General features: G+C 70.7%; 20 protein-coding genes and 3 pseudogenes. 20 read left to right on the forward strand and 3 right to left on the reverse strand.

What is annotated here, in order from left to right; translation table 11 throughout:
- Positions 1-31 precede the first annotated feature (31 nt).
- Positions 32-691 (forward strand): lysophospholipid acyltransferase family protein, encoded by a 660-nt coding sequence (locus tag QM809_RS13610; protein ID WP_415046284.1) that lies wholly within the window; start codon positions 32-34, stop codon positions 689-691.
- Between the two features lie 127 nt (positions 692-818).
- Positions 819-1,511, forward strand: coding sequence for an HAD family hydrolase (locus QM809_RS13615; protein WP_415046285.1), 693 nt, complete (start codon positions 819-821; stop codon positions 1,509-1,511).
- A gap of 332 nt (positions 1,512-1,843) precedes the next feature.
- Here QM809_RS13615 and QM809_RS13620 read toward each other — a convergent pair whose 3' ends face one another.
- Together QM809_RS13620 and QM809_RS13625 are read right to left on the reverse strand one after the other, a co-directional pair.
- Entirely contained in the window at positions 1,844-2,881 is a 1,038-nt protein-coding gene (locus tag QM809_RS13620; protein ID WP_415046286.1) for a polysaccharide deacetylase family protein, read from the reverse strand.
- On the reverse strand, positions 2,878-3,630 hold the full coding sequence (locus tag QM809_RS13625) for a class I SAM-dependent methyltransferase (RefSeq protein ID WP_415046287.1): 753 nt from the start codon (positions 3,628-3,630) through the stop codon (positions 2,878-2,880). The genes QM809_RS13620 and QM809_RS13625 overlap by 4 nt, the downstream gene beginning before the upstream one ends.
- Before the next feature lie 139 nt (positions 3,631-3,769).
- On the opposite strand from QM809_RS13625, the pseudogene QM809_RS13630 reads away from it, so the two are divergent.
- The 5 genes and pseudogenes from QM809_RS13630 (at position 3,770) to QM809_RS13650 (ending at position 6,914) form a co-directional block, all read left to right on the forward strand.
- Positions 3,770-4,052: pseudogene (locus QM809_RS13630) on the forward strand (phosphoribosyl-ATP diphosphatase).
- 80 nt (positions 4,053-4,132) lie between these two features.
- The gene (gene hisG, locus QM809_RS13635) at positions 4,133-4,981 is read left to right on the forward strand and encodes an ATP phosphoribosyltransferase (RefSeq protein ID WP_415046288.1); all 849 of its coding nucleotides are present in this window, start codon (positions 4,133-4,135) and stop codon (positions 4,979-4,981) included.
- Between the two features lie 109 nt (positions 4,982-5,090).
- Positions 5,091-5,858, forward strand: a complete 768-nt coding sequence (locus tag QM809_RS13640; protein ID WP_415046289.1) for a HEAT repeat domain-containing protein — start codon at positions 5,091-5,093, stop codon at positions 5,856-5,858.
- On the forward strand, positions 5,855-6,226 hold the full coding sequence (locus QM809_RS13645) for a MerR family transcriptional regulator (RefSeq protein WP_415046290.1): 372 nt from the start codon (positions 5,855-5,857) through the stop codon (positions 6,224-6,226). Before QM809_RS13640 ends, QM809_RS13645 begins: the two co-directional genes overlap by 4 nt.
- Positions 6,165-6,914 (forward strand): HEAT repeat domain-containing protein, encoded by a 750-nt coding sequence (locus tag QM809_RS13650; protein WP_415046291.1) that lies wholly within the window; start codon positions 6,165-6,167, stop codon positions 6,912-6,914. Before QM809_RS13645 ends, QM809_RS13650 begins: the two co-directional genes overlap by 62 nt.
- Before the next feature lie 80 nt (positions 6,915-6,994).
- Here QM809_RS13650 and QM809_RS13655 read toward each other — a convergent pair whose 3' ends face one another.
- The gene (locus tag QM809_RS13655; protein WP_415046292.1) at positions 6,995-7,882 is read right to left on the reverse strand and encodes a thioesterase family protein; all 888 of its coding nucleotides are present in this window, start codon (positions 7,880-7,882) and stop codon (positions 6,995-6,997) included.
- A gap of 171 nt (positions 7,883-8,053) precedes the next feature.
- Between QM809_RS13655 and QM809_RS13660 the strand changes: the two genes are divergently transcribed.
- The 13 genes and pseudogenes from QM809_RS13660 to QM809_RS13720 all read left to right on the forward strand — a co-directional run bounded on the left by QM809_RS13660 (position 8,054) and on the right by QM809_RS13720 (position 24,331).
- Positions 8,054-8,884, forward strand: a complete 831-nt coding sequence (locus QM809_RS13660; protein ID WP_415046293.1) for a tRNA (adenine-N1)-methyltransferase — start codon at positions 8,054-8,056, stop codon at positions 8,882-8,884.
- Positions 8,885-8,971: 87 nt separating this feature from the next.
- Positions 8,972-10,649: pseudogene (arc, locus tag QM809_RS13665) on the forward strand (proteasome ATPase).
- A gap of 51 nt (positions 10,650-10,700) precedes the next feature.
- Positions 10,701-13,259 (forward strand): ATP-binding cassette domain-containing protein, encoded by a 2,559-nt coding sequence (locus tag QM809_RS13670; protein WP_415046294.1) that lies wholly within the window; start codon positions 10,701-10,703, stop codon positions 13,257-13,259.
- Positions 13,260-13,363: 104 nt separating this feature from the next.
- Positions 13,364-14,866 (forward strand): depupylase/deamidase Dop, encoded by a 1,503-nt coding sequence (dop, locus tag QM809_RS13675; RefSeq protein ID WP_415046295.1) that lies wholly within the window; start codon positions 13,364-13,366, stop codon positions 14,864-14,866.
- A 51-nt stretch (positions 14,867-14,917) separates the two neighbouring features.
- Positions 14,918-15,109 (forward strand): ubiquitin-like protein Pup, encoded by a 192-nt coding sequence (locus tag QM809_RS13680; protein ID WP_415046296.1) that lies wholly within the window; start codon positions 14,918-14,920, stop codon positions 15,107-15,109.
- Positions 15,106-15,909: a proteasome subunit beta gene (prcB, locus tag QM809_RS13685; protein WP_415046297.1), complete on the forward strand. Its 804-nt coding sequence runs from the start codon at positions 15,106-15,108 to the stop codon at positions 15,907-15,909. The genes QM809_RS13680 and prcB overlap by 4 nt, the downstream gene beginning before the upstream one ends.
- Positions 15,906-16,664: a proteasome subunit alpha gene (gene prcA / locus QM809_RS13690; protein WP_415046298.1), complete on the forward strand. Its 759-nt coding sequence runs from the start codon at positions 15,906-15,908 to the stop codon at positions 16,662-16,664. Before prcB ends, prcA begins: the two co-directional genes overlap by 4 nt.
- 5 nt (positions 16,665-16,669) lie before the next feature.
- Positions 16,670-18,029, forward strand: a pseudogene (gene pafA, locus QM809_RS13695) (Pup--protein ligase).
- Between the two features lie 16 nt (positions 18,030-18,045).
- Entirely contained in the window at positions 18,046-19,041 is a 996-nt protein-coding gene (locus tag QM809_RS13700; protein WP_415046299.1) for a helix-turn-helix transcriptional regulator, read from the forward strand.
- Positions 19,041-19,985, forward strand: coding sequence for a helix-turn-helix transcriptional regulator (locus QM809_RS13705; RefSeq protein ID WP_415046300.1), 945 nt, complete (start codon positions 19,041-19,043; stop codon positions 19,983-19,985). Before QM809_RS13700 ends, QM809_RS13705 begins: the two co-directional genes overlap by 1 nt.
- 165 nt (positions 19,986-20,150) lie before the next feature.
- A complete protein-coding gene (gene tatA / locus QM809_RS13710; protein ID WP_415046301.1) occupies positions 20,151-20,417 on the forward strand; it encodes a Sec-independent protein translocase subunit TatA in 267 nt (88 codons plus the stop codon).
- Positions 20,418-20,438: 21 nt separating this feature from the next.
- A complete protein-coding gene (gene tatC, locus QM809_RS13715) occupies positions 20,439-21,434 on the forward strand; it encodes a twin-arginine translocase subunit TatC (RefSeq protein ID WP_415046302.1) in 996 nt (331 codons plus the stop codon).
- Positions 21,435-21,505: 71 nt separating this feature from the next.
- Positions 21,506-24,331 (forward strand): DEAD/DEAH box helicase, encoded by a 2,826-nt coding sequence (locus QM809_RS13720; RefSeq protein ID WP_415046303.1) that lies wholly within the window; start codon positions 21,506-21,508, stop codon positions 24,329-24,331.
- Positions 24,332-24,510: the final 179 nt, after the last annotated feature.

Here is a 24,510-nt window from a genome sequence, read left to right on the forward strand (position 1 = left end):
GGATCAGTACTGCTCCTGGCAAGATCTCGATATGGACGAGAACCGACTGATCCGCGCCTGGCAGGCGACGCGCGAGTGGATCACCACCCGTGTCGTCCGCCGGATCCTGCGGGTCCTGGTGCTGCTGCGCGTGTTCCGGGTGACGGTGACCGGGCGGGGACGTTTCCCGCGCTCGGGGGCGGTGATCGTCGTCGCCAATCACGTCTCGATGCTCGACGGCCTCTATGTCTGGGGCGCCATGCGACGACGCGCGACGGCGCTGGCGATGGCCGAGGTGTGGGCCATGCCGATCGTCGGGAGGCTGGCGCGGTGGGTGCGGTTCGTGCCGGTCGAGCGCGGCCGCAAGGACTCCGGGGCGATCGCCCTGGAACGGTTGGAACGCTGTCTGCGGGCCGGGCGCGCGGTGATCGTCTTCCCTGAGGGCCGGTGCGCGCCGCCGGGCGAGACGTTCCCGTTTCGGCCCGGAGCGGCGGTCCTCGCCGTCCGGACCGGGGCGCCGATCGTGCCGGTCGGTCTGGTCGGCACCAACGACGTCCTGCCGCTCGCGAAGTACGCCCGGGGCAAGCGGATCGATCTGACCCGGCGCGTGCGGGTGCACGTCGGCGACCCGATCCGCCCGGAGGAGCACGACGACGTCGCTGCGCTCACCGCGGCCGTCGAGGCGCGGGTCCGGGAACTGAGCGCCGCGTGACGTCGCTCGCACGGCGGGTGCGGGGCTGCGGAGTCGGCACCCGGCGCGCATAGACTCGGGGACGATCGAAGTCCCTGTCGCGAGGAGAACACACGGTGCCCGGAACCGGCGAACCCGCGGTGCGGTCATGACGACGGCGACCACGACGACGGGACTACCCGCGGCGGTGCTGTGGGACATGGACGGCACCCTCCTGGACACCGAACCCATCTGGGACGTCGGCATGATCGAACTGGCTCGCCGACACGGTATCGAGATGACCGAGGAACTGCGGCTGGCGACCCTCGGGAACAACGCGACCGACGCGCTCACCAAGGTGTTCGACGCCGCCGCCGTCCCGGAGTCCGAGCGGGACTTCGCCGGTGAGGAGGCCTGGATGGTCCAACTCGTCGTGCAGCTGTTCGCCCGCGAACTGCCGTGGCGGCCCGGGGCCCGCGAAGCCCTCGACCTGGTCGCCGCCGCCGGGATCCCGATGCTGCTGGTGACCAACACCCAGCGAGAGATCGCCGAGATCCCGATCGCCACACTCGGCGCACAGCGGTTCACGGCGACGGTGTGCGGCGACGAGGTGCCCGTCGGCAAACCCGCCCCGGACATCTATCTGCGGGCCGCAGAACTGGCCGGCGCCGCGCCGCGCGACTGCCTGGCGATCGAGGACTCGCCGACCGGCGCCGCCGCCGCGCTGGCCGCCGAGATCCCGAACCTGGTGGTGCCGTCGCAGGTCCCGGTGACCCCGGCCGCCGGCCGGGTCTTCCGCGAGACCCTCACCGGTCTGACGCTGGACGGGATCGTCGACCTGTTCGCGGCGGCGCGCGCCTGACTCGGGGAACCGGTGGCTTCGACACCGGTCGGCGGAAAGGACCGCGGTGCGCGGAAGGGTTGAGCCCCCCTTGTCGCGGGTCGAACTCCCCTTGTCGTTGGTTGAGCTTCCCCTTGTCGCTGGTCGAGCGGAGTCGAGACCACACACTCTTCCGCCGGCTGAGCCGGGCGAGGAACGCAGTGACGAGTCCGTGTCGAAGCCCCCTCGTGTCCAGGTGCGCGATACCCCCTTCGACACGGCGGCTCACTGCGTTCGCCGTCGGCTCAGGGAGCGCAAGGGACAAGGGGCGGGGGTGTGGCGGAGGTTGGTCAGGGGAACGTCGGAGGGGACGGTCAGAGCGACGACAGCGCGCCCACCGCGAGACGGTGGTCGTCGTACAGCTTGCGGGCGAAGGTGTCGCCGTCGTCGTCGAGCACCTGCAGGCGGGGGAGGGTGAGCGGGTCGTCGTCGGCGATGGCCGCGACCGGTCTGCTGGTGCAGGCGAGTTCGATCCCGGCGCGGCGCACCGCGTCGACGGCGGTCGCGTCGTACCGGCCGTACGGGAACGAGAACCGGGTCACGGGCAGTCCGGAGAGTTCACGGATCCGGTCCCGTCCGCGGGCGATCTGCCGGTGCTGCGCCGCCGGATCCAGGTCGGTCAGCGAGGCGTGGTCCAGGGTGTGGCTTCCGATCGTGATCAGCGGGTGCGCGGCGAGGTCGGCGAACTCGTCGGCGGTCAGCGCCGGGCGCGGCGCCGGCGCGTCGACCGGATGGCCCGCCCACTCGAGGAGGTAGTCGACGGCGTCGTCCTGCTCCTCCGGTGCGAGGACGACGATCGCCTCCCACAGGTCCCGGAAGAGCTGCTGGCGGTCGCAGCTCGGGCCGTCGAGGTCGGCGCGCCAGGTGCGGGTCTCGGCGATGTCGACGGGATGGTCGTCGATCCGGAACGTCCGCGACGTCCCGAACGGGAAACGCAGCTCCTCCGGGAGTTCGAGGTCGCCGAGGACCGCGCGTTCGAGCGCGTCCCACCAGAACTCGCGGGTGCGGCCCACCGCGGTGCCGATCACGAAGACGGTCGCCGGGATCTCGTGCCGTTCCAGGATCGGCAGCGCCGCGGCGAGGTTGTCGGCGTAACCGTCGTCGAAGGTCACCGCGATCTTCGAGCCGGTCGCGGTGAACGACGACGGGTCGCGCAGTTCACCGAGGTCGGCGCCCGCGCGGGCGGCGCTCAACACCGCCATCTGCTCGTCGAACGCGGCGGGGGAGACGCAGATGCCCCAGGGGTCGAGGTCGGTCTCGGTGATGCAGTGGTACATCAGGATCCCCGCGCGACGACGCCGTCGGCGGGAACGGTCGTGCAGGCGCCGGGCCAGGCCGCGACCGGGGATCACGGCTTCTTGGTGGCGCGCACGGCGAGGATCACGGGGTACTCGGGGTCGACGACGTCGAGGTCGGCCGGGCTCGTCTCCTCCCAGGCCACGCCCTGCAGGAACGCGGTCGCGGCGAAGACGTTGCCGTGGACGTCGACGCTCACCTGGTCGGGGCCGAACTCGTCGCCGAACAGGCGCTCGGCCGAGCACTGGGTGAAGTTCCAGTACCACTGTGCGGCCCAGCGCGGGTCGCCGATCTGGCTCAGCCCCGGGACGGTGCACAGCACGACGCCGCCGGGCTTGAGGATCCGCCGCAGGGTGGCGGTGGCGGCCTGGACGTCGTAGATGAACTGCATGGTCTGCGTGATGATGACGCAGTCGTAGGTGTCGTCGGGGATCTGCGGGGCGTCGGTGAGGTCGGCGACGTAGGTGGCGTCGGGGATGTCGAAGTAGTTGCACATGTCCGACTGCTCGACGCCCTGCCCGTACTTCTCGGTGTAGAGGCGCTCGCCGACCTCCAGCACGCGGCCGGTGATCAGCGGGGCGGACCGCTCCATGAAGTTCTCGATGTAGTAGCGGTCGAGGGGACGTCCGCGGTCGTTGCCGAACTCACGGCACACCGGTTCGGTGGACGCCAGGTCGCCGAAGTCGATCCCGCCGATCCGCGGGCGCTGGGTGGCGCGGACGTACCTGCTGATCAGACGGTGGTAGCGGTCCTCGCCGAGGGCGCCCTTGACCAGCGCGGTCCGCTTCTCCTGCAACGTCGACATCCCGTTTCTCCCTTTGCCTCTACTCACTAAGGATAGGGTGACCTTAGTTCACGGTGGCGGACGAGGGCGCATCGTGCGGTGTGATCTGCGTCGTCCCGGCCGCCGAACGGCGGGCTGCGCGGCGGGCCGATGAGCGCACATGGAAAAATGGCGAACCGTGAAAACCTTCGACGACCTCTTCGCCGAGCTGACCGAGAAGGCAGCGACCCGTCCGGAGGGCAGCGGTACCGTCGCCGCCCTCGACAAGGGCGTCCACACGCTCGGAAAGAAGATCATCGAGGAGGCCGGCGAGGTCTGGCTGGCCGCCGAGCACCGAGTCCGACAATGCGCTCGCCGAAGAGATGAGCCAACTCCTGTACTGGCTGCAGGTGATGATGATCAAACGCGGCCTGAAGCCCGAAGACCTGTACAAGTTCCTGTGATCCCCGGGACTCCGTAGTCCCCAGGATCCCCGTAGTTCCCGGACCCTCGCGGTCCCCAGACGATCGAAGAGAGCCTCGCCATGCTGCGCGTCGCCGTGCCCAACAAGGGCGCCCTGTCCGAAGCCGCCTCGGCAATCCTGGCCGAGGCGGGTTACCGCAAGCGTTCTGATCCCAAGGATCTGAACGTGATCGACGTCGCGAACGACGTCGAGTTCTACTTTCTGCGTCCCAAGGACGTCGCGATCTATGTGGCCGCCGGCCGCCTGGACCTGGGCATCACCGGGCGCGACCTGGCCGCCGACTCCGGTGCGCAGGTGAGCGAGGAGGTGGCGCTCGGCTTCGGCTCGTCCACCTTCCGTTACGCGGCCCCGGCCGGCGAGGAGTGGACCGTCGACGGCCTCGCCGGGAAGCGGATCGCCACGTCGTACCCGAATCTGGTGCGCCAGGATCTGGCCGCCCGCGGCATCGAGGCCGAGATCATCCGGCTCGACGGCGCCGTCGAGATCTCCATCCAGCTGGGGGTGGCCAATGCGATCGCCGACGTCGTCGGTTCGGGTCGCACCCTCCGCCTGCACGGCCTGACCGCGTTCGGCGAGTCGCTCTGCGACTCCGAGGCCGTCCTGATCCGCGGCGTCGACGGCGGAGAGCCGTCGAAGGCCGCCCAGCGGTTCATCGCCCGCATCCAGGGCGTCGTGGTCGGCCAGCAGTACGTGATGATCGACTACGACTGCCCCAAGACTCTGCTGGAGAAGGCCTCGGCGATCACCCCGGGCATCGAGTCGCCGACCATCTCGCCGATGGCCGACCCGGACTGGGTCGCCGTCCGCGCCCTGGTCCCGCGCAAGAAGCACCAGCAGCTGATGGACGACCTGGCCGAATTGGGCGCCCGCGCCATCCTCGCCAGCGACATCCGTTCCTGCCGGTTCTGAACCGGTTCGGCGACACCGGTCGTCGTCCGCGCCGTCCGCACCCCGATCCGCCCGCGGCTTGACCTTCACACGGTGTGAAAGAGTGTGCTGGGAGTCGGAGGTGAGGACGATGACCGATTCGTCACGAGACACGACGGCACTGCTCGGCGAGGCGCTGGGTGCCGCCGATCCGAGTGTGCGGCTGCGGGCCGCCCTGCACGCGGGCACGCGCCCGGACCCCGGCCTGATCGATCCGCTGATCGCCCGGTGCGCGGTGGAACCGGACTTCTACGTCCGGGACATGCTCACCTGGGCGCTCACCCGGCAGCCGCCCGAACGCACGGTGCCGCTGCTGGTGTCGGTGTTGAACGACGACGCCGCCCCGCCGCAGGCGCACGCGCAGGCGCTGCACACGCTGTCGAAGATCGGCGACCGCTCGGCGTGGAACGTGATCGGGCCGCGGTTCCTGAACTCGCCGGACGACGATATCGCGCGCGCCGCGTGGCGGGCCGCGGTGGCATTGGTCCCGGACGGGCAGGCTCCGGCGCTCGCGGGAACGCTCGCCGCCCGGTTCGGGGCCGGAGGTTTCGAGCGGCGGCGGAGCCTGAGCCGTGCGCTCGCAGCCCTCGGCGCACCGGGAGCGGCCGCGGCCGAGGCGGCGACGCATTCACCCGATCCGCGCGTCGTCGCGCACGCCGAGGCGACCCTGCGGCTGGTGGCCGACCCCGACGCCGCCTTCGACGACCACGTCGCCGCCGCCTGGCGTCTCCTCGCGCCGGGAGCGGGCGTCGACGTCGCCGAGGATGCCGTCGTGGAATCCGATGCGGAACATCCCGACGACGCCGCGGAACATCCCGACGACGCCGCGGGACGTTCCGACGGTGCGGAGTCCCGGTGAGGATCGGGGAGGTGGCCCGGCGGTCGGGGGTGAGCGCCCGGATGCTGCGGCACTACGACGAACTCGGGGTCGTCGTGCCGTCGGGCCGCAGCGCGACCGGCTACCGCGAGTACGCGCCGGCGGACCTCCGCAGACTGTTCGAGGTGGAGAGTCTGCGGAGCCTGGGCATGTCGCTGCGGGAGATCGCCGCGGCGGTCGACGACGCGCCCGGCCGGTCGTCGCCGACGGACCTGGTCGAATGCGCTGATCACCCGCACCCGCGCGCGGATCGACGAGGAACGGGAACTGCTCCGCCGGCTCGAACGCGTGCAGCGGGCGCACCCCGACGACTGGGCTGCGGTGCTCGACGTCGTCGTGCTGCTGCGTGAACTGGCGTCGGCACTGCCGGCACGACGTCAACGCGCCGCGCTGAGCGCGGGTGCGGACACCGTGGGCGCGGAGGTCGTCTCCCCGGGCGCGCTCGCCGAAGAACTGGTCGCCGCCCTGCTCGACGAACCCGAACAGAACGTGATCGGGGCCCTGCACTGGGCGCTCGTGCGGCTCGGCGACGAGGCGGTGACCCCGCTGATCGAGGCGCTCGACGATCCGGACGCGCAGGTCCGGGGCCGGGTGCTCGCTGCGCTGGCCGATCTACCGGGACCCCGGTCCACCGCGGCCGTCGGGGCGCTGCTGGGGACACCGGACTCCGATCCGGAACCGGAGGCCCGGCTGCGGGCCCGGGCGGCGATCGTCGTCGCCCGCCGGGATCCGGCCGAACCGCTGCGCGGCCGCACCCGCGAGGCCCTGGTCAAGGCGATCCGCACCGGGGCGAACGACGTCGAGGCCGCCGAGACCCTCGCCGTGCTCGACCCCGACGGGGACGCCGCGGCGGCGATCCTGGCCGCATGCGTGCCCGCGGCCGCCCCCGAGGAACGACGACGCATCGCCCAGGCCCTGGGCGAGATCCCCGGCGCGGAGGCCCGCCGGGTCCTCGGTCTCCTCGTCGAGGACTCCGACCGGGCGACGTCGCTGACGGCGCGCCTGCTCCTGAGCCGTCGCACGACCCCCGACGGCTGACAGCACCTCAGCGCCGGAGTCGTGACCGGCGACGGCAGCCCGGGCTGGGCTGAATCATCGTGCGGTGCCCTTCCGCTCCTTCAGCCCGCGTCGACCTTCGACAGCAGGACCGTCTGCGCGGAGCGGCCCAGGAAACCCGTCTCGTCGTACAGGTCGGCGAAACTGGCGCCGTACCCGTCGCCGCCGGCCGCCATGGACGAGTCGATGCCGATCCACTCGCTCACCGGCTGCGACACCAGGTGCACGGTGGTGTCGGTGTTCATCCACGACCACTCGAGCGGGTTCAGCGTGGCGCCCAGACCGTTGGCCACGTCGATCACGGTGAACGCCGACGCCAGCGGACTGGTCTCCTCACCGGCCACCAGCGGCAGCAGCGGCCGGAGCCAGACCGCCGGGGTCTCGCCGTTGCGGCCGGGCTGACCGGCGATCTCCACGGTGCCGATGAAGCCGACCCTGCCCCACGGCACGGCCGCCCCCTCCAGGTCGGGGAAGCCGATCATCGTCGGCAGATCCGCCGGGCGGGTCGGCAGCGGCTCGTGCGGGAGCCGCGCGATCGGCGACGAATCGGCGCGCTTGAGCCGCCACGCCACCGTGCGGGCGACGGTGCGCCACGAGCCGTCGGGCTGCTTCACGTCGAGTTCGGCGGCCACCTGGCTGATCTGGCGGCCCGGTCGCGGGATCGACGTGCGCACCCGGTTCAGGCCGAGGCCCACGGCGCCGAGGATCTCCATGGTCACCCGGCTGAACTCCTGGCCGTCGGCCGGATCGGCGGCCTGCTCCATCGCCCGCACCAGCAGTCCGGTGGGCGGCCCGCCGTGCTGGATGTCCTTCGACCACACGCTCACGGTGGCGCCGGTGGGCTGGAAGTAGTCGTAGCCGGGATCCTCGCCGTCCGGGACGTCGACCGGTTCGAAGTACGCGCCGTGGACCCGGGCATCGGTTGCATCGAGATTCAGCTCAGTTGCCATGACCGCACTCTAGGCGATACCGGCCGAGCGATCACTCGGGACCCGGTGCGTCGCTTCACGCCCGTGCGGCGGGACGGGGTCGGTGTGCCAAGCTGGAACGCGACACCGTCGTCCACCGACGACGGTCGACGACGAGGAAAGCGAACACACGACACGATGGGGACAACCCGCATGGCGACCACCGGACCCTTCGCCGAGGGCGACCGCGTTCAGCTCACCGACGGCAAGGGGCGCAAGTTCACCGTCGTGCTGGAGGCGGGCAGACAGTTCCACACCCACCGCGGAGCGATCTCGCACGACGATCTGATCGGCTCCGACGAGGGCTGCATCGTGGCGGCCACCAGCGGCACCGAATACCTGGCGCTGCGGCCGCTGCTCACCGACTACGTGGTCTCCATGCCGCGCGGCGCCCAGGTGATCTATCCCAAGGACTCCGCGCAGATCGTGGCCGAGGGCGACATCTTCCCCGGCGCCCGGGTGATCGAGGCCGGCGCCGGCTCGGGTGCGCTGACCCTCTCCCTGCTCCGGGCCGTCGGCACCGAGGGCTCGGTGCTCTCGTACGAGATCCGCGACGACCACGCCGAGCACGCCGTGCGGAACGTCGAGACCTTCCTGGGCGGCAGACCGGACAACTGGGAGCTGCGCGTCGGCGACCTGGCCGAGCACGACCCCGCCGAGCAGGCCGACCGGATGATCCTGGACATGGTGGCCCCGTGGGAGTGCCTGGACACCGTCAAGGCCACCCTGCGCCCCGGCGGCGTGCTGATCGTCTACGTCGCGACCGTGACCCAGCTGTCCCGCGTGGTCGAGGCGCTGCGCGAGCAGACCTGCTGGACCGAGCCGCGCGCCTGGGAGTCGATGGTGCGGGACTGGAGCGCCGTCGGTCTCGCGGTGCGGCCCGAGCACCGCATGCAGGGCCACACCGCGTTCCTCATCACCGCCCGACGCCTCGCCGACGGCACCCAGACGCTCCGCGTCCAGCGGCGTCCGACGCGCGGTTGAGACCGGGCGATAAGCTGGTGAGCACGACCTGACCGGGAGTCGACCGACCCCGCGGAGGACCATCAACAGTTCAAGGGAGCAGTGGCAATGACTTCGCCAGACCGCCCGAATCGCCCCAGCGTCGCCGAGGCGGAATTGACCGAGCGCGTCGAGAAGCTCACCCTGCGCAACGAGAAGCTGCTCGACACCCTCAAGGATGCCCGCCAGCAACTGATCGCGCTGCGCGAGGAGGTCGACCGGCTCGGTCAGCCGCCGAGCGGTTACGGCGTGCTCCAGGGGGTGTTCGACGACGGCACCGTCGACGTGTTCACCTCGGGCCGCAAGATGCGACTGACGCTGTCGCCGAACATCGACGGCGCCGATCTGCGCGTCGGCCAGGGCCTGCGCCTCAACGAGGCGCTCACCGTGGTCGAGGCGGTCGGCTTCGACTCGGTCGGCGAGATCGCGACCCTCCGCGAGGTCCTCGGCGACGGCACGCGCGCCCTGGTGGTCGGCCACGCCGACGAGGAGCGCGTGGTGAACCTGGCCGCACCGCTGGTCCACGCCGACGACGGCGGCGAGGGCGCCCGGAAGCTGCGTCCCGGCGATTCGGTCCTGGTCGACGCCAAGGCCGGTTTCGCGCTGGAACGGATCCCCAAGGCCGAGGTCGAGGACCTGGTCCTGGAAGAGGTCCCCGACGTCGACTACGAGGACATCGGCGGTCTGCGCCGCCAGATCGAGCAGATCCGCGAATGCCGTCGAGCTGCCGTTCCTGCACGCCGAACTGTTCCGCGAGTACGAGCTGCGGCCGCCCAAGGGCGTGCTGCTGTACGGTCCGCCCGGCTGCGGTAAGACGCTCATCGCCAAGGCCGTCGCCAACTCGCTGGCCAAGAAGATCGCCGAGGCCCGCGGCGACGACGTGCGCGAGGCCAAGAGCTACTTCCTCAACATCAAGGGCCCCGAGCTGCTCAACAAGTTCGTCGGCGAGACCGAGCGGCACATCCGCCTGATCTTCCAGCGGGCGCGGGAGAAGGCCTCCGAGGGCACCCCGGTGATCGTCTTCTTCGACGAGATGGACTCGATCTTCCGCACCCGCGGGTCCGGGGTGTCGTCGGACGTGGAGACCACCGTCGTCCCGCAGCTGCTCAGCGAGATCGACGGCGTCGAGGGCCTGGAGAACGTCATCGTGATCGGCGCCTCCAACCGCGAGGACATGATCGACCCGGCCATCCTGCGCCCGGGTCGGCTGGACGTGAAGATCAAGATCGAGCGCCCGGACGCCGAATCGGCGATCGACATCTTCTCCAAGTACCTCACCACCGACCTGCCGCTGCACCCCGATGACGTCGCCGAGTTCGGCGGCGACCCGCAGGCGTGCGTCGCCGGGATGATCGAGCGGATCGTCGAGCGGATGTACGACGAGAACGACGACAACCGCTTCCTGGAGGTGACCTACGCCAACGGCGACAAGGAGGTCATGTACTTCAAGGACTTCAACTCCGGCGCGATGATCCAGAACGTCGTCGACCGGGCCAAGAAGTTCGCGATCAAGGAGCAGTTGGAGACCGGCCGCGGCGGCCTGCGCATCGGACACTTCCTCGATTCGATCCTCGACGAGTTCGCCGAGAACGAGGATCTGCCCAACACCACCAACCCGGACGACTGGGCGCGGATCTCCGGTAAGAAGGGGGAGCGGATCGTCTACATCCGCACCCTGGTGACGGGGAAGAACAGCGGGGCGGCGCGGGCGATCGACACCGAGTCGAACACCGGGCAGTACCTGTAGGGCTTTCGGCACCGACTTCGGCGGCGTCGGCATCGCTTAGAGTGACCGGTGATGAACCCCACCGTGCCGACTCCGCTGAAGATCCGTATCGACTCGGGCCCGGTCCACGTGGTCACCGCTTCACCGGCGACCCTGGGCCGGACCCCCGAGAACACGGTGACGCTCAATCACCCGCTGATCTCACGCACCCACCTGGCGTTCGAGTGGACTTCCGCGGGCTGGGTCGTGAACGATCGGGGGAGCACCAACGGCTTCTACGCCGCCGGGGTCAAGGTGGCCCAGGTCCCGGTGCGCGGGTTCACGGTGATCCGGCTCGGTGACGCCGCCACCGGTCCGCTGCTGGAGTTGACGCCGCACACGGTGACGCAGCCCCCGGCGTCCCGGCCGCTCGCCACACAGCCCGGCCCGCAGGCCCCGGCCTCGCGCCCGATGTCGGCGCAGCCGCCGTTCACCCCGCCGTCGCGGCCGACGGCGGCGCAGCAGCCCCCGATGTCGGCGCCGCAGCCCGCCGTACGACCGGCCCCGATCCAGCAGCCCGCGGCCTTCGGCCGGCTGGCGAACGCACCGCACCTGTCGGCGCTGCACCACAACGCCTCGGCGATCTTCGAGGTGCCCGGCGAACTCCGCGGCGGACGCGAGAAGATCGCTTTGAGCGGCGTGAAGTCGATCGGCCGCACCCCGGACAACGACATCGTCGTCAGCGACGTCCTGGCCTCCCGCCACCACGCCCGCCTCACCGCGGGCGGGGCAGGTCTGGTCATCGAAGACCTCGGCAGCGTCAACGGCACCTTCGTCAACGGTCAGCGCATCGGCAGACAGGCGCTGACCGAGAACGACGTCGTCACCATCGGCAACAGCGACTTCGTCGTCTCCGGCGGCGATCTGATGCGCGGCCGGGCGAAGGCGGCCGTCAGCGGCGGCCTGCAGGTCGAAGGCGTCGGCCTCACCGTCGACGGCGGCAAGATCCTGCTCAACGACATCTCGTTCCAGGCCGGACCGGGCACGCTCACCGCGATCATCGGTCCGTCGGGCGCGGGGAAGTCGACCGTCAGCAAGATCGCGGCCGGCCTGAACAGCCCGACCATCGGCCGGGTCTCGTTCGAGGGCCGCAGCGTGCACGACGAGTACGAGGCCCTCCGCAACCGCATCGGCATGGTGCCGCAGGACGACGTGCTGCACAGCAAGCTCACGGTCCGTCAGGCGCTGCGCTACGCCGCCGAACTGCGGCTGCCCGCCGACCTGTCCACCGCCGACCGCGATCGGGTGATCGACGGCGTGCTCGCCGAGCTCTCGCTCACCGAACACTCCCAGACCCGGATCGACAAGCTCTCCGGCGGCCAGCGCAAACGCGCCTCGGTGGCCATGGAACTGCTGACCGGTCCGTCGCTGCTGATCCTCGACGAACCCACCTCGGGCCTGGACCCGGCACTGGACCGGCAGGTGATGAAGACGCTGCGCGATCTGGCCGACGCCGGTCGCGTGGTGCTGGTGGTGACGCACTCGGTGGCGCACCTGGAGACCTGCGACCAGGTGCTGCTGCTGGCGCCCGGCGGCAAGACCGCGTACTGCGGCGACCCGCGGGGCAAGAAGGCCGAACTCGGGTCCGACGACTGGGCCGAGATCTTCGAGACCGTCACCGCGAACCCGGACCAGGTGTGGGCCGCCTACCGGCAGCGTCACCCGCATCGACCCATGCCCGCGGCGCCGCCGCCCGCCGGACCGCCGGTGGCGGTGTCCCAGGCCTCGGCGATACGCCAGCTGAGCACCGTCGCCCGCCGGCAGTGGCGCCTGATCGTCTCCGACCGCGGGTATCTGGCGTTCCTGTTCCTGCTGCCGGTGGTCCTGGGGTTGTTGACGCTGGTGATCCCCGGCGAGACGGACTTCGGGATCACCGAGACCAAACCGGGTCTCGCTCCGGGGACCACCATTCCCAAGGACCCGGTCGAAGCGGTCCAGCTGCTGGTGGTCCTGGTGATCGGCGCGGCCTTCATGGGCGCCGCGCTCACCGTCCGCGACCTGGTGTCCGAACGGCCGATCTTCGAGCGGGAACGCGCGGTCGGTCTGCGGCCGGGCGCGTACCTCAGCGCCAAGACCGTCGTGTTCTTCGTGCTGGCCGCGCTGCAGAGCGCGATCATGCTCGGCATCACCTACGGGCTGCGCGGGATCCCCGAGCACGGCGGCGTGCTGCTGCCGCCGCCCGCGGCGCTGTTCGTCGCGGTGACCGCACTGGCGTGCGTGAGCACTCTGGTGGGTCTGGCGATCTCGTCGCTGGTGAAGTCGAACGAGCAGACCATGCCGCCGCTGGTGATCGTGGTGATGGTGCAGCTGGTGTTCTGCGGCGGCCTGTTCCCGATCACCGGCGCCGTCGTCGCGCAGCTGTCGTACGTCTTCCCCGCCTACTGGGGGTACACCGCGGCCGCCCAGGCCGTGGATCTCCCGCAGATCAACCCGGAGGCCGGTCAGGTCAAGGTGGCCCCGGGGGACGGTGCGAAGTATCCGCTGTGGGAGCCGACGCTCGCGCACGCGTCGATCACCTACGGCGTGCTCGCGGGCATGGGCCTGCTGCTCCTGGTCCTGATCTACAGCCGGTTGCGCCTGAAGAAGCACTGACCGGCCGGGCGGACGCCTCTCGCCGGTCGGGCGGACCACTCTCGTCGGTCGAGCGGACCCCTCTCGCTGGTCGAGCGGAGTCGAGACCGCTTAGGCTGGTCCCCATGGATCGCATCATCGGCACCGAGGTCGAATACGGCATCTCCGCACCGGGGGACCGGACCGCCAACCCGATCATGACGTCGACGCAGGCCGTGCTGGCCTACGCCGCCGCGGCCAAGGTGCCGCGGCGGGCGCATCGGACGCGCTGGGACTACGAGGTGGAGTCGCCGATGCGGGATGCGCGCGGCTACGACCTCGGCGGGCATCGCGGTCCGGCGCCGATCATCGACGCCGACGAGATCGGCGCGGCCAACATGATCCTCACCAACGGGGCGCGCCTCTACGTCGATCACGCCCACCCGGAGTACTCGGCGCCGGAGGTCCGCGACCCGCTCGACGCGGTGATCTGGGACAAGGCGGGCGAACGCGTGATGGAGCAGGCCGCCGAGTTCGTGGCCAGCGTCCCGGGGGCGGCCAAGCTGCAGCTGTACAAGAACAACATCGACGGCAAGGGCGCCTCGTACGGCACCCACGAGAACTACCTGATGGACCGCAACACGCCGTTCGACGCGGTGATCACCGGCCTCATGCCGTTCTTCGCCTCCCGTCAGGTGGTGTGCGGATCCGGCCGCGTCGGCATCGGGCAGGCCGGCGAGGAGGCCGGTTTCCAGCTCAGCCAGCGCGCGGACTACATCGAGGTGGAGGTGGGGCTGGAGACCACCCTCAAACGCGGCATCATCAACACCCGCGACGAGCCGCACGCCGAACCCGAGAAGTACCGGCGCCTGCACGTGATCATCGGCGACGCCAACCTCGCCGAGACCTCCACCTACCTCAAGGTCGGGACGACGGCGCTGGTCCTGGACCTGATCGAGGCCGGCGTCGACCTGTCCGACCTCTCCCTCGCCTGGCCGGTGCAGGCGGTGCACACCATCAGCCACGACCCGACGCTGACCGCCACCGTCGCGCTCGCCGACGGCCGCGAGCTGACCGGTCTGGCGCTGCAGCGCGAATACCTGGCCCGAGTGAGCGCCTTCCACGACGCCCACCACCGCGACGACGCGCGCGCCGCCCACGTGATCGAGACCTGGGCCGACGTCCTGGACAAGCTCGAACGCGATCCGATGGAGTGCGCCGACCTCCTGGACTGGGCCGCCAAACTGCGTCTGCTGGAGGGCTTCCGGCAGCGCGAGGGCCTGAGCTGGTCGGCGCCGCGCCTGCAGCTGATCGACCTGCAGTACTCCGACGTGCGCCTGGACAAGGGCCTCTACAACCGGCTGGTGTCCCGCGGCTCGATGAAGCGGCTGGTGACCGAGGAGCAGGTGCGGCACGCGATCGGCCATCCGCCGGAGGACACCCGCGCCTACTTCCGCGGGCAGTGCGTCAGCCGGTTCGGCGCCGACGTGGCCGCCGCGAGCTGGGACTCGGTGATCTTCGACCTGGGCGACGACGCGATGGTGCGCATCCCGACCCTGGAACCGCTGCGCGGCACCAAGGCGATGGTCGGCGACCTGCTCGACAACGCCGAATCGGCCGCGGATCTGGTCGAGGCGCTCACCCGATAACCCGACCCGCCCCGGTAGGGTGGATCAACGACTCGATCTGAGGAGACGACGATGGCTCAGGAGCAGACCACACGCGGCGGTGGCGGCGGAGAAGACGACCCGATCGGCGGCGACGCGGCCGGGCAGGAGCGGCGCGAGAAGCTGGCCGAGGAGACCGACGATCTGCTCGACGAGATCGACGATCTGCTCGAGTCCAACGCCGAGGACTTCGTGAAGGCCTACGTCCAGAAGGGCGGCCAGTGACGCCCGGTGTCCCGCCGGACATCTCGTCGTTCACCGAGTACCTGCGCGTGTGCGCTCCCGACCGGCTGCCCGGCGCCGCGGCGCCGACCGCGGCGGGGGAGGTGACCGAGGTCGCACCGCACGGCACGACGATCGTCGCCGTGGCCTACCCGGGCGGGGTGATCCTGGCCGGGGACCGGCGCGCGACCATGGGCAACGTGATCGCGACCCGCGACGTGCAGAAGGTCTTCGTCACCGACGACTACTCCGCGGCGGGGGTCGCCGGCACGGCGGGCATCGCGTTCGAACTGGTGAGACTGTTCACCGTCGAGCTGGAGCACTACGAGAAGATCGAGGGCGTCCCGCTCACCCTGGACGGCAAGGTGTCCCGGCTGGCGAGCATGGTCCGCGGCAATCTGGGCGCGGCGATGCAGGGCCTGGCGGCGCTGCCGCTGCTGGTCGGTTTCGACGGCACCGGCCGCATCTTCTCGTTCGACGTCGCCGGGGCCCGCCACGAGGAGCGCGCCGGCTACGACGCGATCGGTTCGGGCTCGGTGTTCGCGCGGTCGTCGCTCAAGAAGCTCTACCGCGGTGACCTGACCGCCGACGAGGCGCTGGCGCTGACCGTCGAGGCGCTCTACGACGCCGCCGACGACGATTCGGCGACCGGCGGCCCGGACCTGATCCGCCGGATCTTCCCGACCGCGGTGCGCGTGGACTCCGGCGGCGCCGTCGAGGTGCCCGAAGCGCAGATCGCCGCGGCCGCCGAGGCCGTGATCGCCCGGCGCACCGCCGACGACGCACGGAAGGCGGACCGATGACCTTCCCGTATTACGCCAGCGCCGAACAGATCATGCGCGACCGCGCCGAGCTCGCCCGCAAGGGCATCGCCCGGGGCCGCAGCGTGATCACCCTGACCTACGACGGCGGGGTGCTGTTCGTCGCGCACAATCCGTCCAACGCGCTGCGCAAGGTCAGCGAGATCTACGACCGCATCGGTTTCGCGGCGGTCGGCAAGTACAACGAGTTCGAGTCGCTGCGGCGCGCCGGCATCCAGCTGGCCGACCTGCGCGGCTACAGCTACGACCGCGCCGACGTGACCGGACTCTCCCTCGCCACCGCGTACGCGACGACGCTCGGCGGAAGCTTCTCGGACCAGATGAAGCCGTTCGAGGTGGAACTGTGCGTGGCCGAGGTGGCCCGGCCGGGCCGGGACACCCCGTCGCAGCTGTACAAGATCGGCTACGACGGCTCGATCTCCGACACCGACACCTTCGTGGTGATGGGCGGGGTCACCGAGCCGATCGTCACCGCGCTGACCGAGACCTACCGGCCCGGACTGCCGCTGCCCGAGGCGCTGGCCGTCGCGGTGGCGGCCCTGTCCGGGGTCGGCGATTCGGGCCCGGCCGCCGGCGGTGAGAGACGCGGCGACAAGCGCGGTGACGGCGACAAGCCGGCCGCGTCGACCCTGGCCGTCGGCGACCTGGAGGCGGCGGTCCTGGACCGCGCACGTCCGCGGCGCGCCTTCGTGCGGCTGCCGGAGACCCGCATCGCAGAACTACTGGAAACGGAGTGACGGCCATGGAACGCCGGATCATGGGCATCGAGACCGAGTTCGGGGTCACCTGCACCCTCGACGGGCAGCGGCGACTCAGCCCGGACGAGGTGGCGCGCTACCTGTTCCGGCGGGTCGTCGCGTGGGGCCGGTCGTCGAACGTCTTCCTGCCCAACGGCTCGCGGCTGTACCTGGACGTGGGCTCGCACCCCGAGTACGCGACCGCCGAATGCGATTCGGTGGAGCAGCTGGTGACGCACGACCGCGCGGGCGAACGGATCCTGGAGGATCTGCTGCTCGACGCCGAGCAGCGCCTGGCCGACGAGGGCATCGGCGGCGACATCTACCTGTTCAAGAACAACACCGACTCGGCGGGCAACTCCTACGGCTGCCACGAGAACTACCTGGTCTCGCGGACCGGGGAGTTCGGCCGGGTCTCGGACGTGCTGCTGCCGTTCCTGGTGACCCGCCAGCTGATCTGCGGCGCAGGCAAGATCTCCTCCGTCGGACCGGACACCCGCTACTGCCTGTCCCAGCGCGCCGACCACGTCTGGGAGGGCGTGTCGTCGGCGACGACGAGGTCGCGCCCGATCATCAACACCCGCGACGAGCCGCACGCCGACGCCGAGAAGTACCGGCGTCTGCACGTGATCGTCGGCGACTCGAACATGTCCGAGACCACGACCATGCTCAAGGTCGGTTCGGCGCTGCTGGTCCTGGAGATGATCGAGTCCGGGATCAGCTTCCGCGACTTCGCCCTGGACAACCCGATCCGGGCGATCCGGGACATCAGCCACGACCTCACCGGCCGCCACGAGTTGCGGCTGGCCAACGGCAAGACGGCCACCGCGCTGTCGATCCAGCGCGAATACCAGGCGTGCGCGGTGAAACACCTCGAGAGCCGGACCCCCGACCCGACGATGGACCGCGTGGTGGACCTGTGGGGCCGCACGCTCGACGCGGTCGAGTCCGGCGACTTCAGCGCCGTGGACACCGAGATCGACTGGGTGATCAAACGCAAGCCGCCTGCAGCGCTACCAGGATCGGCTCGGCGTCGACCTGGACTCGCCGAAGCTGGCGCAGATCGATCTGGCCTACCACGACATCCGGCGCGGCCGCGGCGTCTTCGATCTGCTGGTGCGCAAGGGGCTGGCCGCGCGGGTCACCACCGACGAGGCGATCGACGCCGCCGTCGACCTGCCGCCGCAGACCACCCGCGCCAAGCTGCGCGGCGAGTTCATCACCGCGGCCCAGGCCGCCGAACGCGACTTCACCGTCGACTGGGTGCACCTCAAGCTCAACGATCAGGCGCAGCGCACCGTGTTGTGCAAGGACCCGTTCCGCAACGTCGACGAGCGCGTCGAGCGCCTGATCGCGGCCATGTGACCCCTACAATCGTCGCGTGGCCACTTCGAAGAACGAGCGTCTGCTCAATCTCGTCATCTGCCTGATGTCGACGCGGAACCACGTGACCGCCGAGTATCTGCGCAAGAACGTGGCCGGGTACTCCGACGCCGGACAGTCCAAGGACTCGTTCAAGCGGATGTTCGAGCGCGACAAGAACGAGCTGCGGACCATGGGCATCCCGCTGGAGACCGGCACCGACCCGCTCGGCGGCGAGGAGGGGTACCGGATCACGCCGGAGGACTACGCGCTCACCGACATCAGTCTCGACGCGAAGGAGGCCGCGGCGGTCGCGGCCGCCGCCGCGGTCTGGCACGACCCCGACGTGGCCGTCGAATCGCAGACCGCGGTCCTCAAACTGCGGGCGGCGGGGCTGGCGGTGCAGCAGCCGACCGAACTCGGTCTCGGCCCGACGGCCGGCGGCCGCACGGTGGGCGACGAACGCACCGTGCGCGCCCTCATCGTGGCCGTGGGGGAGGGTCGCGCGGTCGCCTTCACGCACACGACCGACGGGCGGACCGCCCGACGCACCCTGGAACCGTGGGGGGTGGTGAGCCATCACGGTCGCTGGTACGCGACCGGCCACGACCGCGACCGCGGCCAGACCCGCACCTTCCGGGTGTCGCGCATGTCCGAGGTGGACGTGATCGGCGACGTCGGCGAGGTGGTCGCCCCGCCCGGCGTCGACGTGCGCGCGATCGTCGCCGACGCGGTGCGACGGGTGCGCGGATCGGCGCCGACCCGCGCCCGGCTGTGGCTCGCCGACGGCCGCGCCCACGCGCTGCGGCGGGGGGCGTCCGACGTCGTCGACGCCGACCTCGGGGGTGATCCGGGTCAGCAGGTGACCGTCGAATACCGCGAGCGGGACACCCTGGTGCGGTCGATCCTGGCGGCGGGACACGATGCCGTCGTGCTCGATCCGCCCGAGCTGCGGGCGGCGGTCGTCGCCGAACTCGATGCGCTGGCCGCGTCGGCGGGCGGGGGGATCTCCTGATGGTCGCCCCGTCCCGTTTCTCGCGGCTGCTCGCGATGGTCCCGTACTTCCAGGCCCGACCGGGCATCGAGCTGTCGGTGGCCGCGGCCGAGCTGGGCGTCACCGAGAAGCAGCTGACCCGGGACCTGGAGCAGCTCTTCGTGTGCGGGCTGCCCGGGCACTCCGGCGGCGATCTGATCGACATCCAGTTCTGGGACGGCTACGTGAACGTCGTCTTCACCGCGGGCATCGACCGGCCGCTGCGCCTGACCGGGACCGAGGCCAGCGTGCTGCTGGTGGCCCTGCGCATGCTGCTCGACGCCCAGGGCGCCCTCGACCCGGACGCCATCCGCCGGGCGATCACCAAGATCGAGGCCGCCGCCGGATCGTCGGCGGTGGTGCACGACGACGCCGCGCCGAGCGAACCGCCCGCCTCCGCGCCGATCCGCGAGGCCGTCGCCGCCCGGCGGGCGCTGCGCATCCGCTATCACACGCCCAGCCGGGATGCGGTGACCGACCGGGTCGTCGATCCGATCGGCGTGCAGGTGATCGACGGGCACACCTACCTCGACGCGTGGTGCCGCGAGTCCGGCGGCCGCCGGAACTTCCGGTTCGACCGCGTCCGGCGGGCACAGGTGCTCGACGAGCCCGCGCGGCCGCCGGCGGAGGCGGCCGCCGAACCGATCACCATGCCGACCCACGACGCCTCGCTGCCGGTGGCGCTGATCGAGATCGACCCGGACATGCGCTGGGTGGTGGAGTACCACCAGGCCCGCCCGCTGGGCGAGCCCGCCGACGGCGAGCCGCTGCTCGCCGAGCTCACCTATGCGTCGCCGGAGTGGCTGGCCCGGCTGGTGCAGAGTTTCGGCGGCCGGGTGCGCATCGTGTCCGACGACGAGGCGAGCCGCGCCGTCCGGGAGTCGATCGCCGCGGCCGCGGCCGCCGCGCGCGCCCGGTACTCCTGAGGCTCGGTGGCACCGCGGAGGAAGGCGCCGGTAACGGCGATCACAGCGGAGCGGGGGCGGCGGGCGGCGCCGGAGCGGCATTGGTCGGCTCGGGTAGCATGAGATCCTGAAAAGAACCCGGAGAACGGCAACCGAGCCGCCCGGGCTGATTCGGAGGTGTGACTCGTGGGTGCAATGCAGCCCTGGCACTGGATCGTCCTCATCGTCGTGGTGGTGCTCCTGTTCGGCTCGAAGAAGCTCCCGGACGCCGCACGCGGTCTCGGCCGGTCGATGCGGATCCTCAAGTCCGAGATGGGCGAGATGACGAGCGACGACAAGGAGAAGAACGTCGCGCCGGAGAAGCCGCGTGAGCTTCCGGCGTCCGACACGCCGCCGACGACGCCGGATTCCGCGGCGCCGCGGCAGCCCGCCGAGAACCGCGCGGACTCGTGATCCGTCACCTCTGACGTACGAGTGCGCACTCCCTCAGTCCTGCGTCGGCTGGATCCCCGACAACGGCGCAGCAAGGTCAATCCGGACGGCTCCATGCCGATCACCGAGCACCTGTACGAGCTGCGCCATCGACTGATCGTCTCCCTGGCGGCGATCGTCGTCACCACGATCTGCGGTTTCTTCTGGTACACGCACGGCTTCTGGTTCGTGCCGTCGCTGGGAGAACTGCTGCGTCAGCCGTACTGCGACCTTCCGCCGGAGGCCCGTGTGCCCGTCGGCGCCGGCGACGAGTGCCGGCTGCTGGCGACGGGGCCGTTCGATCAGTTCATGCTGCGCCTGCAGGTGGCGTTGACCGCAGGCGTGGTGCTGGCGTGTCCGATCTGGCTCTATCAACTCTGGCAGTTCATCACCCCGGCGCTCCACCGGAACGAACGCAGGTACGCCACGACCTTCGTGTCGGCGGCCGCCCTGCTGTTCGTCGCCGGCGCCGTGCTGGCCTACTTCGTGGTCGGCAAGGCCTTCGAGTTCCTGATGACCGTCGGCGACGAGGTCCAGGTCTCCTGGCTGACCGGTGGCGAATACTTCGACTTCGTCCTGCAGTTGCTGCTGATCTTCGGAGTGAGCTTCGAACTGCCGCTGCTGATCATCGCGCTCAATCTGGTCGGCGTCCTCAAGTACGCGCGTCTGAAGAACTGGCGCCGCGGACTCGTCTTCACCATGTTCCTCTTCGCGGCGGTCGTGACCCCGACCGGCGACCCGTTCACCATGACCGCTCTCGCGGCCGCGCTGTGCCTGCTGCAGGAGTTCGCGATCCAGTTCGCGCGGATCCACGACAAGCGGAAGGCCAGACGCGATCCCGACTGGCTCGTCACGCCCGACGATCAGGCGTCGCCGCTGACCGCGGGCGACGACGAGCCGAGTGTCGCTCCGGTCGGGGCTCCGGCGCCGATCGGCCGCCCGGAGCCGGTGGCCTCGCCGCGGTCCCGCGCCTCCGGCGCCTACGACGAGGTGCTGTGACCGGACCGGTCCGCCGGGATCGGGTCGGGGTGTGAGAAAACCGGTGGCGCGGCGTGACAAGCTGGTCGGTGATGAGCAGCGAAACCGAACTTCAACGTTTCACCGGCACGCTCGCCTTCCCCCTCGACCCGTTCCAACGCGATGCGCGTGAGGTCCTGGAAGACGACCGGGCCGTCCTGGTGTGTGCGCCGACCGGGGCCGGTAAGACCGTGGTCGGCGAGTTCGCCGTCTTCCTGGCCCTGGCCCGCGGCGGCAAATGCTTCTACACGACGCCGATCAAGGCGCTGAGCAACCAGAAGTACCACGATCTCGTCGCCGCGCACGGTGCGGCGAACGTCGGCCTGCTGACCGGCGACAACGCGATCAACTCGTCGGCGCCGGTGGTGGTGATGACCACCGAGGTGCTGCGCAACATGATCTACGCCGAGTCGTCGGCGCTGGTCGGGCTCTCGTTCGTGGTGATGGACGAGGTCCACTTCCTGGCCGACCGCTTCCGCGGCGCGGTGTGGGAGGAGGTGATCCTCGGCCTGGACCCGGCGGTGTCGGTGGTGTCGCTGTCGGCGACGGTGAGCAACGCCGAGGAGTTCGGCGACTGGATCACCACGGTCCGCGGCGACACCGAGGTGATCGTCGACGAGCACCGGCCGGTGCCGCTGCACCAGCACATGCTGGTGGGCAACCGGATGTTCGAGCTGTTCGATCCGCGGCGCTCGGAACCCGAGCGGAAACCGGTCAATCCGGAACTGATGCGCTACATCAAGAATCGTGCGCTCGGTCCGGGCGAGGACACCGACGATGCGGTGCGCCGGTATCGCGGCCGGGTGGAGCGGCACCGTCGTCGTGCGTCGGGGGTGCCGCGGCCGCGGTTGGTGCGCCTGCTGGACGAGGCGGGCATGCTGCCCGCGATCGCGTTCATCTTCTCCCGCAAGGGGTGCGAGGACGCGTTCACCCAGTGCGTGCGCAGCGATCTGAACCTGCTCGACGGCCACGAGGCGGCCCGGGTCGATGCGATCGTGGAACGTCATCTGGCCGAGCTCTCGCCGGGGGATGCGGCGGTGCTGGGCGTCGACGACTGGTGGACCGGTCTGCGCCGCGGATTCGCCGCACACCACGCGGGTCTGCTCCCGATGTTCCGCCAAGCCGTCGAGGAACTGTTCGTCGAAGGCCTGACGAAGGTGGTGTTCGCCACCGAGACGCTGTCGATGGGCATCAACATGCCCGCCCGGTCGGTGGTGCTCGAACGCCTGGTGAAGTACAACGGCGAAGCGCACGTCGACCTCACCCCGGGCGAGTACACGCAGCTGACCGGGCGCGCGGGACGGCGCGGCCTGGACGTCGAAGGCCACGCGGTGGTGGTGTGGACGCCCGAGGTGCTGCCCGAGCGGGTGGCCGGACTGGCCGGCGCCCGCACGTATCCGCTGCGCAGTTCGTTCGCCCCCGAGTACAACATGGTGCTCAACATGATCGATCGCCTGGGCGTCGAGGGCTCCCGAGATCTGCTGCGGCGCTCGTTCGCGCAGTTCCAGACCGACCGGACCCTGGTGGGGCAGGCCCGGCAGTTGGACAAGGCGCGGCGCAAGCTGCGCGATGCCGATCGCGCGCTGATCGCCGCGGCGGAGAAGGCGGGCGTGGATCCCGGGTTCTCCCTCGACGACGCCGTCGGCGACCGCTCCGGTGACGTCTACGCCGGTTTCCTGGGTTACCTGCAGCTCCGGGAGGACATCCGGACGCTCGAACGCGAGGCCCGCTTCCAGCGCAGGCAGGAGAGCGAGACCGCGGTGACCGACGACCTGGCCGCGCTCAAACGCGGCCAGGTGATCGCGGTCGGCTCGCGGCGGCACCGCGGTCTGGCGGTCGTCCTCGAAGCGGCCCAGTACCGGAACGATCCGCGGCCGCTGGTGCTGGTCGACGACGGCTGGACCGGCCGCGTGGGCGCCGAGGACTTCGTGAACCCGCCGGAGGTGCTGGGTGATCTGCGCCTCCGCAAGGACGCCGACACGCGGACCGGGAAGGGACGACGACGCGTCGCCGACGCCCTGCGCGCGAGCGGGATCACCCGACCGGTGGGCCGGACCCGCAAGCGCAAGGAGAACGAGGGACCCGATCGGGAGCTGGCGCGGCTGCGTGACCTCCTGCGGAGCCATCCCGCGCATCCCCGGTCCGGTTCCGGCCGGGGTGGGGCGGGGACGGATCAGCTGTTCCGGATGGGGGAGAACCGGAACCGGCTGATCCGCGAGGTGGACGGTCTGGAGAGGTCGATCAGCGAACGCAAGTCCCGGCTCGAGGCGGACTTCGACGTCGTGACCGCGGTGCTCGGCGAGCTCTCGTATCTGGAGCCGGACGGTGCGGGCGGACTGCGGGTCACCCCGACCGGCGATGTGCTGCGGCGGATCTACTGCGAGACCGATCTGCTGGTGGCCGAGTGCATCCGGGCCGGGATCTGGGATCATCTGACGCCGCCGGAGCTGGCCGCGGTGGTCTCGGCGATGGTCTATCAGTCGCGGCGCGATTTCGGCGGTGGAGTGGACTCGATGCCGGGGGACAAGCGGGTCCGGGACGCGTTGACCGGGACCGTGGCGATCTGGCAGGAACTCCACGAGGTGCAGGCCCGACACGCCGGCGGCTCGGAATCGCTGCTCACCCGGGAACCGGACACCGGGTTCTGCGCGCCGATCGCGGCGTGGGCCTCGGGGCAGTCGCTGGAGGCGGCGCTCACGGCCGCCGCAGCCGGCGGACAGACGCTCTCCCCGGGTGATTTCGTGCGGTGGAACCGCCAGGTGATCGATCTCCTGGAGCAGATCCGGGCCGGTGTGGGCCCGGATGCGCCGCTGGCCGGAGCCGCTCGGCGAGCGGTGAAGAGCCTACGACGCGGAGTCGTCGCTGCGGACCTGGAGTGACAGCTGCGGTAACCTGTGCCAAAGCTACGCAGGATGCGCGCCGGTCAGGGGAGCGCGCATGTGGAGAGGACGCCGAGAGTGACCGGTCCGGACGATCGACGACCGCCATCGCAGTGGGGCCCGCCGGGAACGAGGTCCTCGGGCTCGCACCCGCGGCCGTCGCGGCATGCTCAGTCGGA

It is taken from the genome of Gordonia sp. (in: high G+C Gram-positive bacteria) (assembly GCF_047600385.1).
GTDB lineage: Bacteria > Actinomycetota > Actinomycetes > Mycobacteriales > Mycobacteriaceae > Gordonia.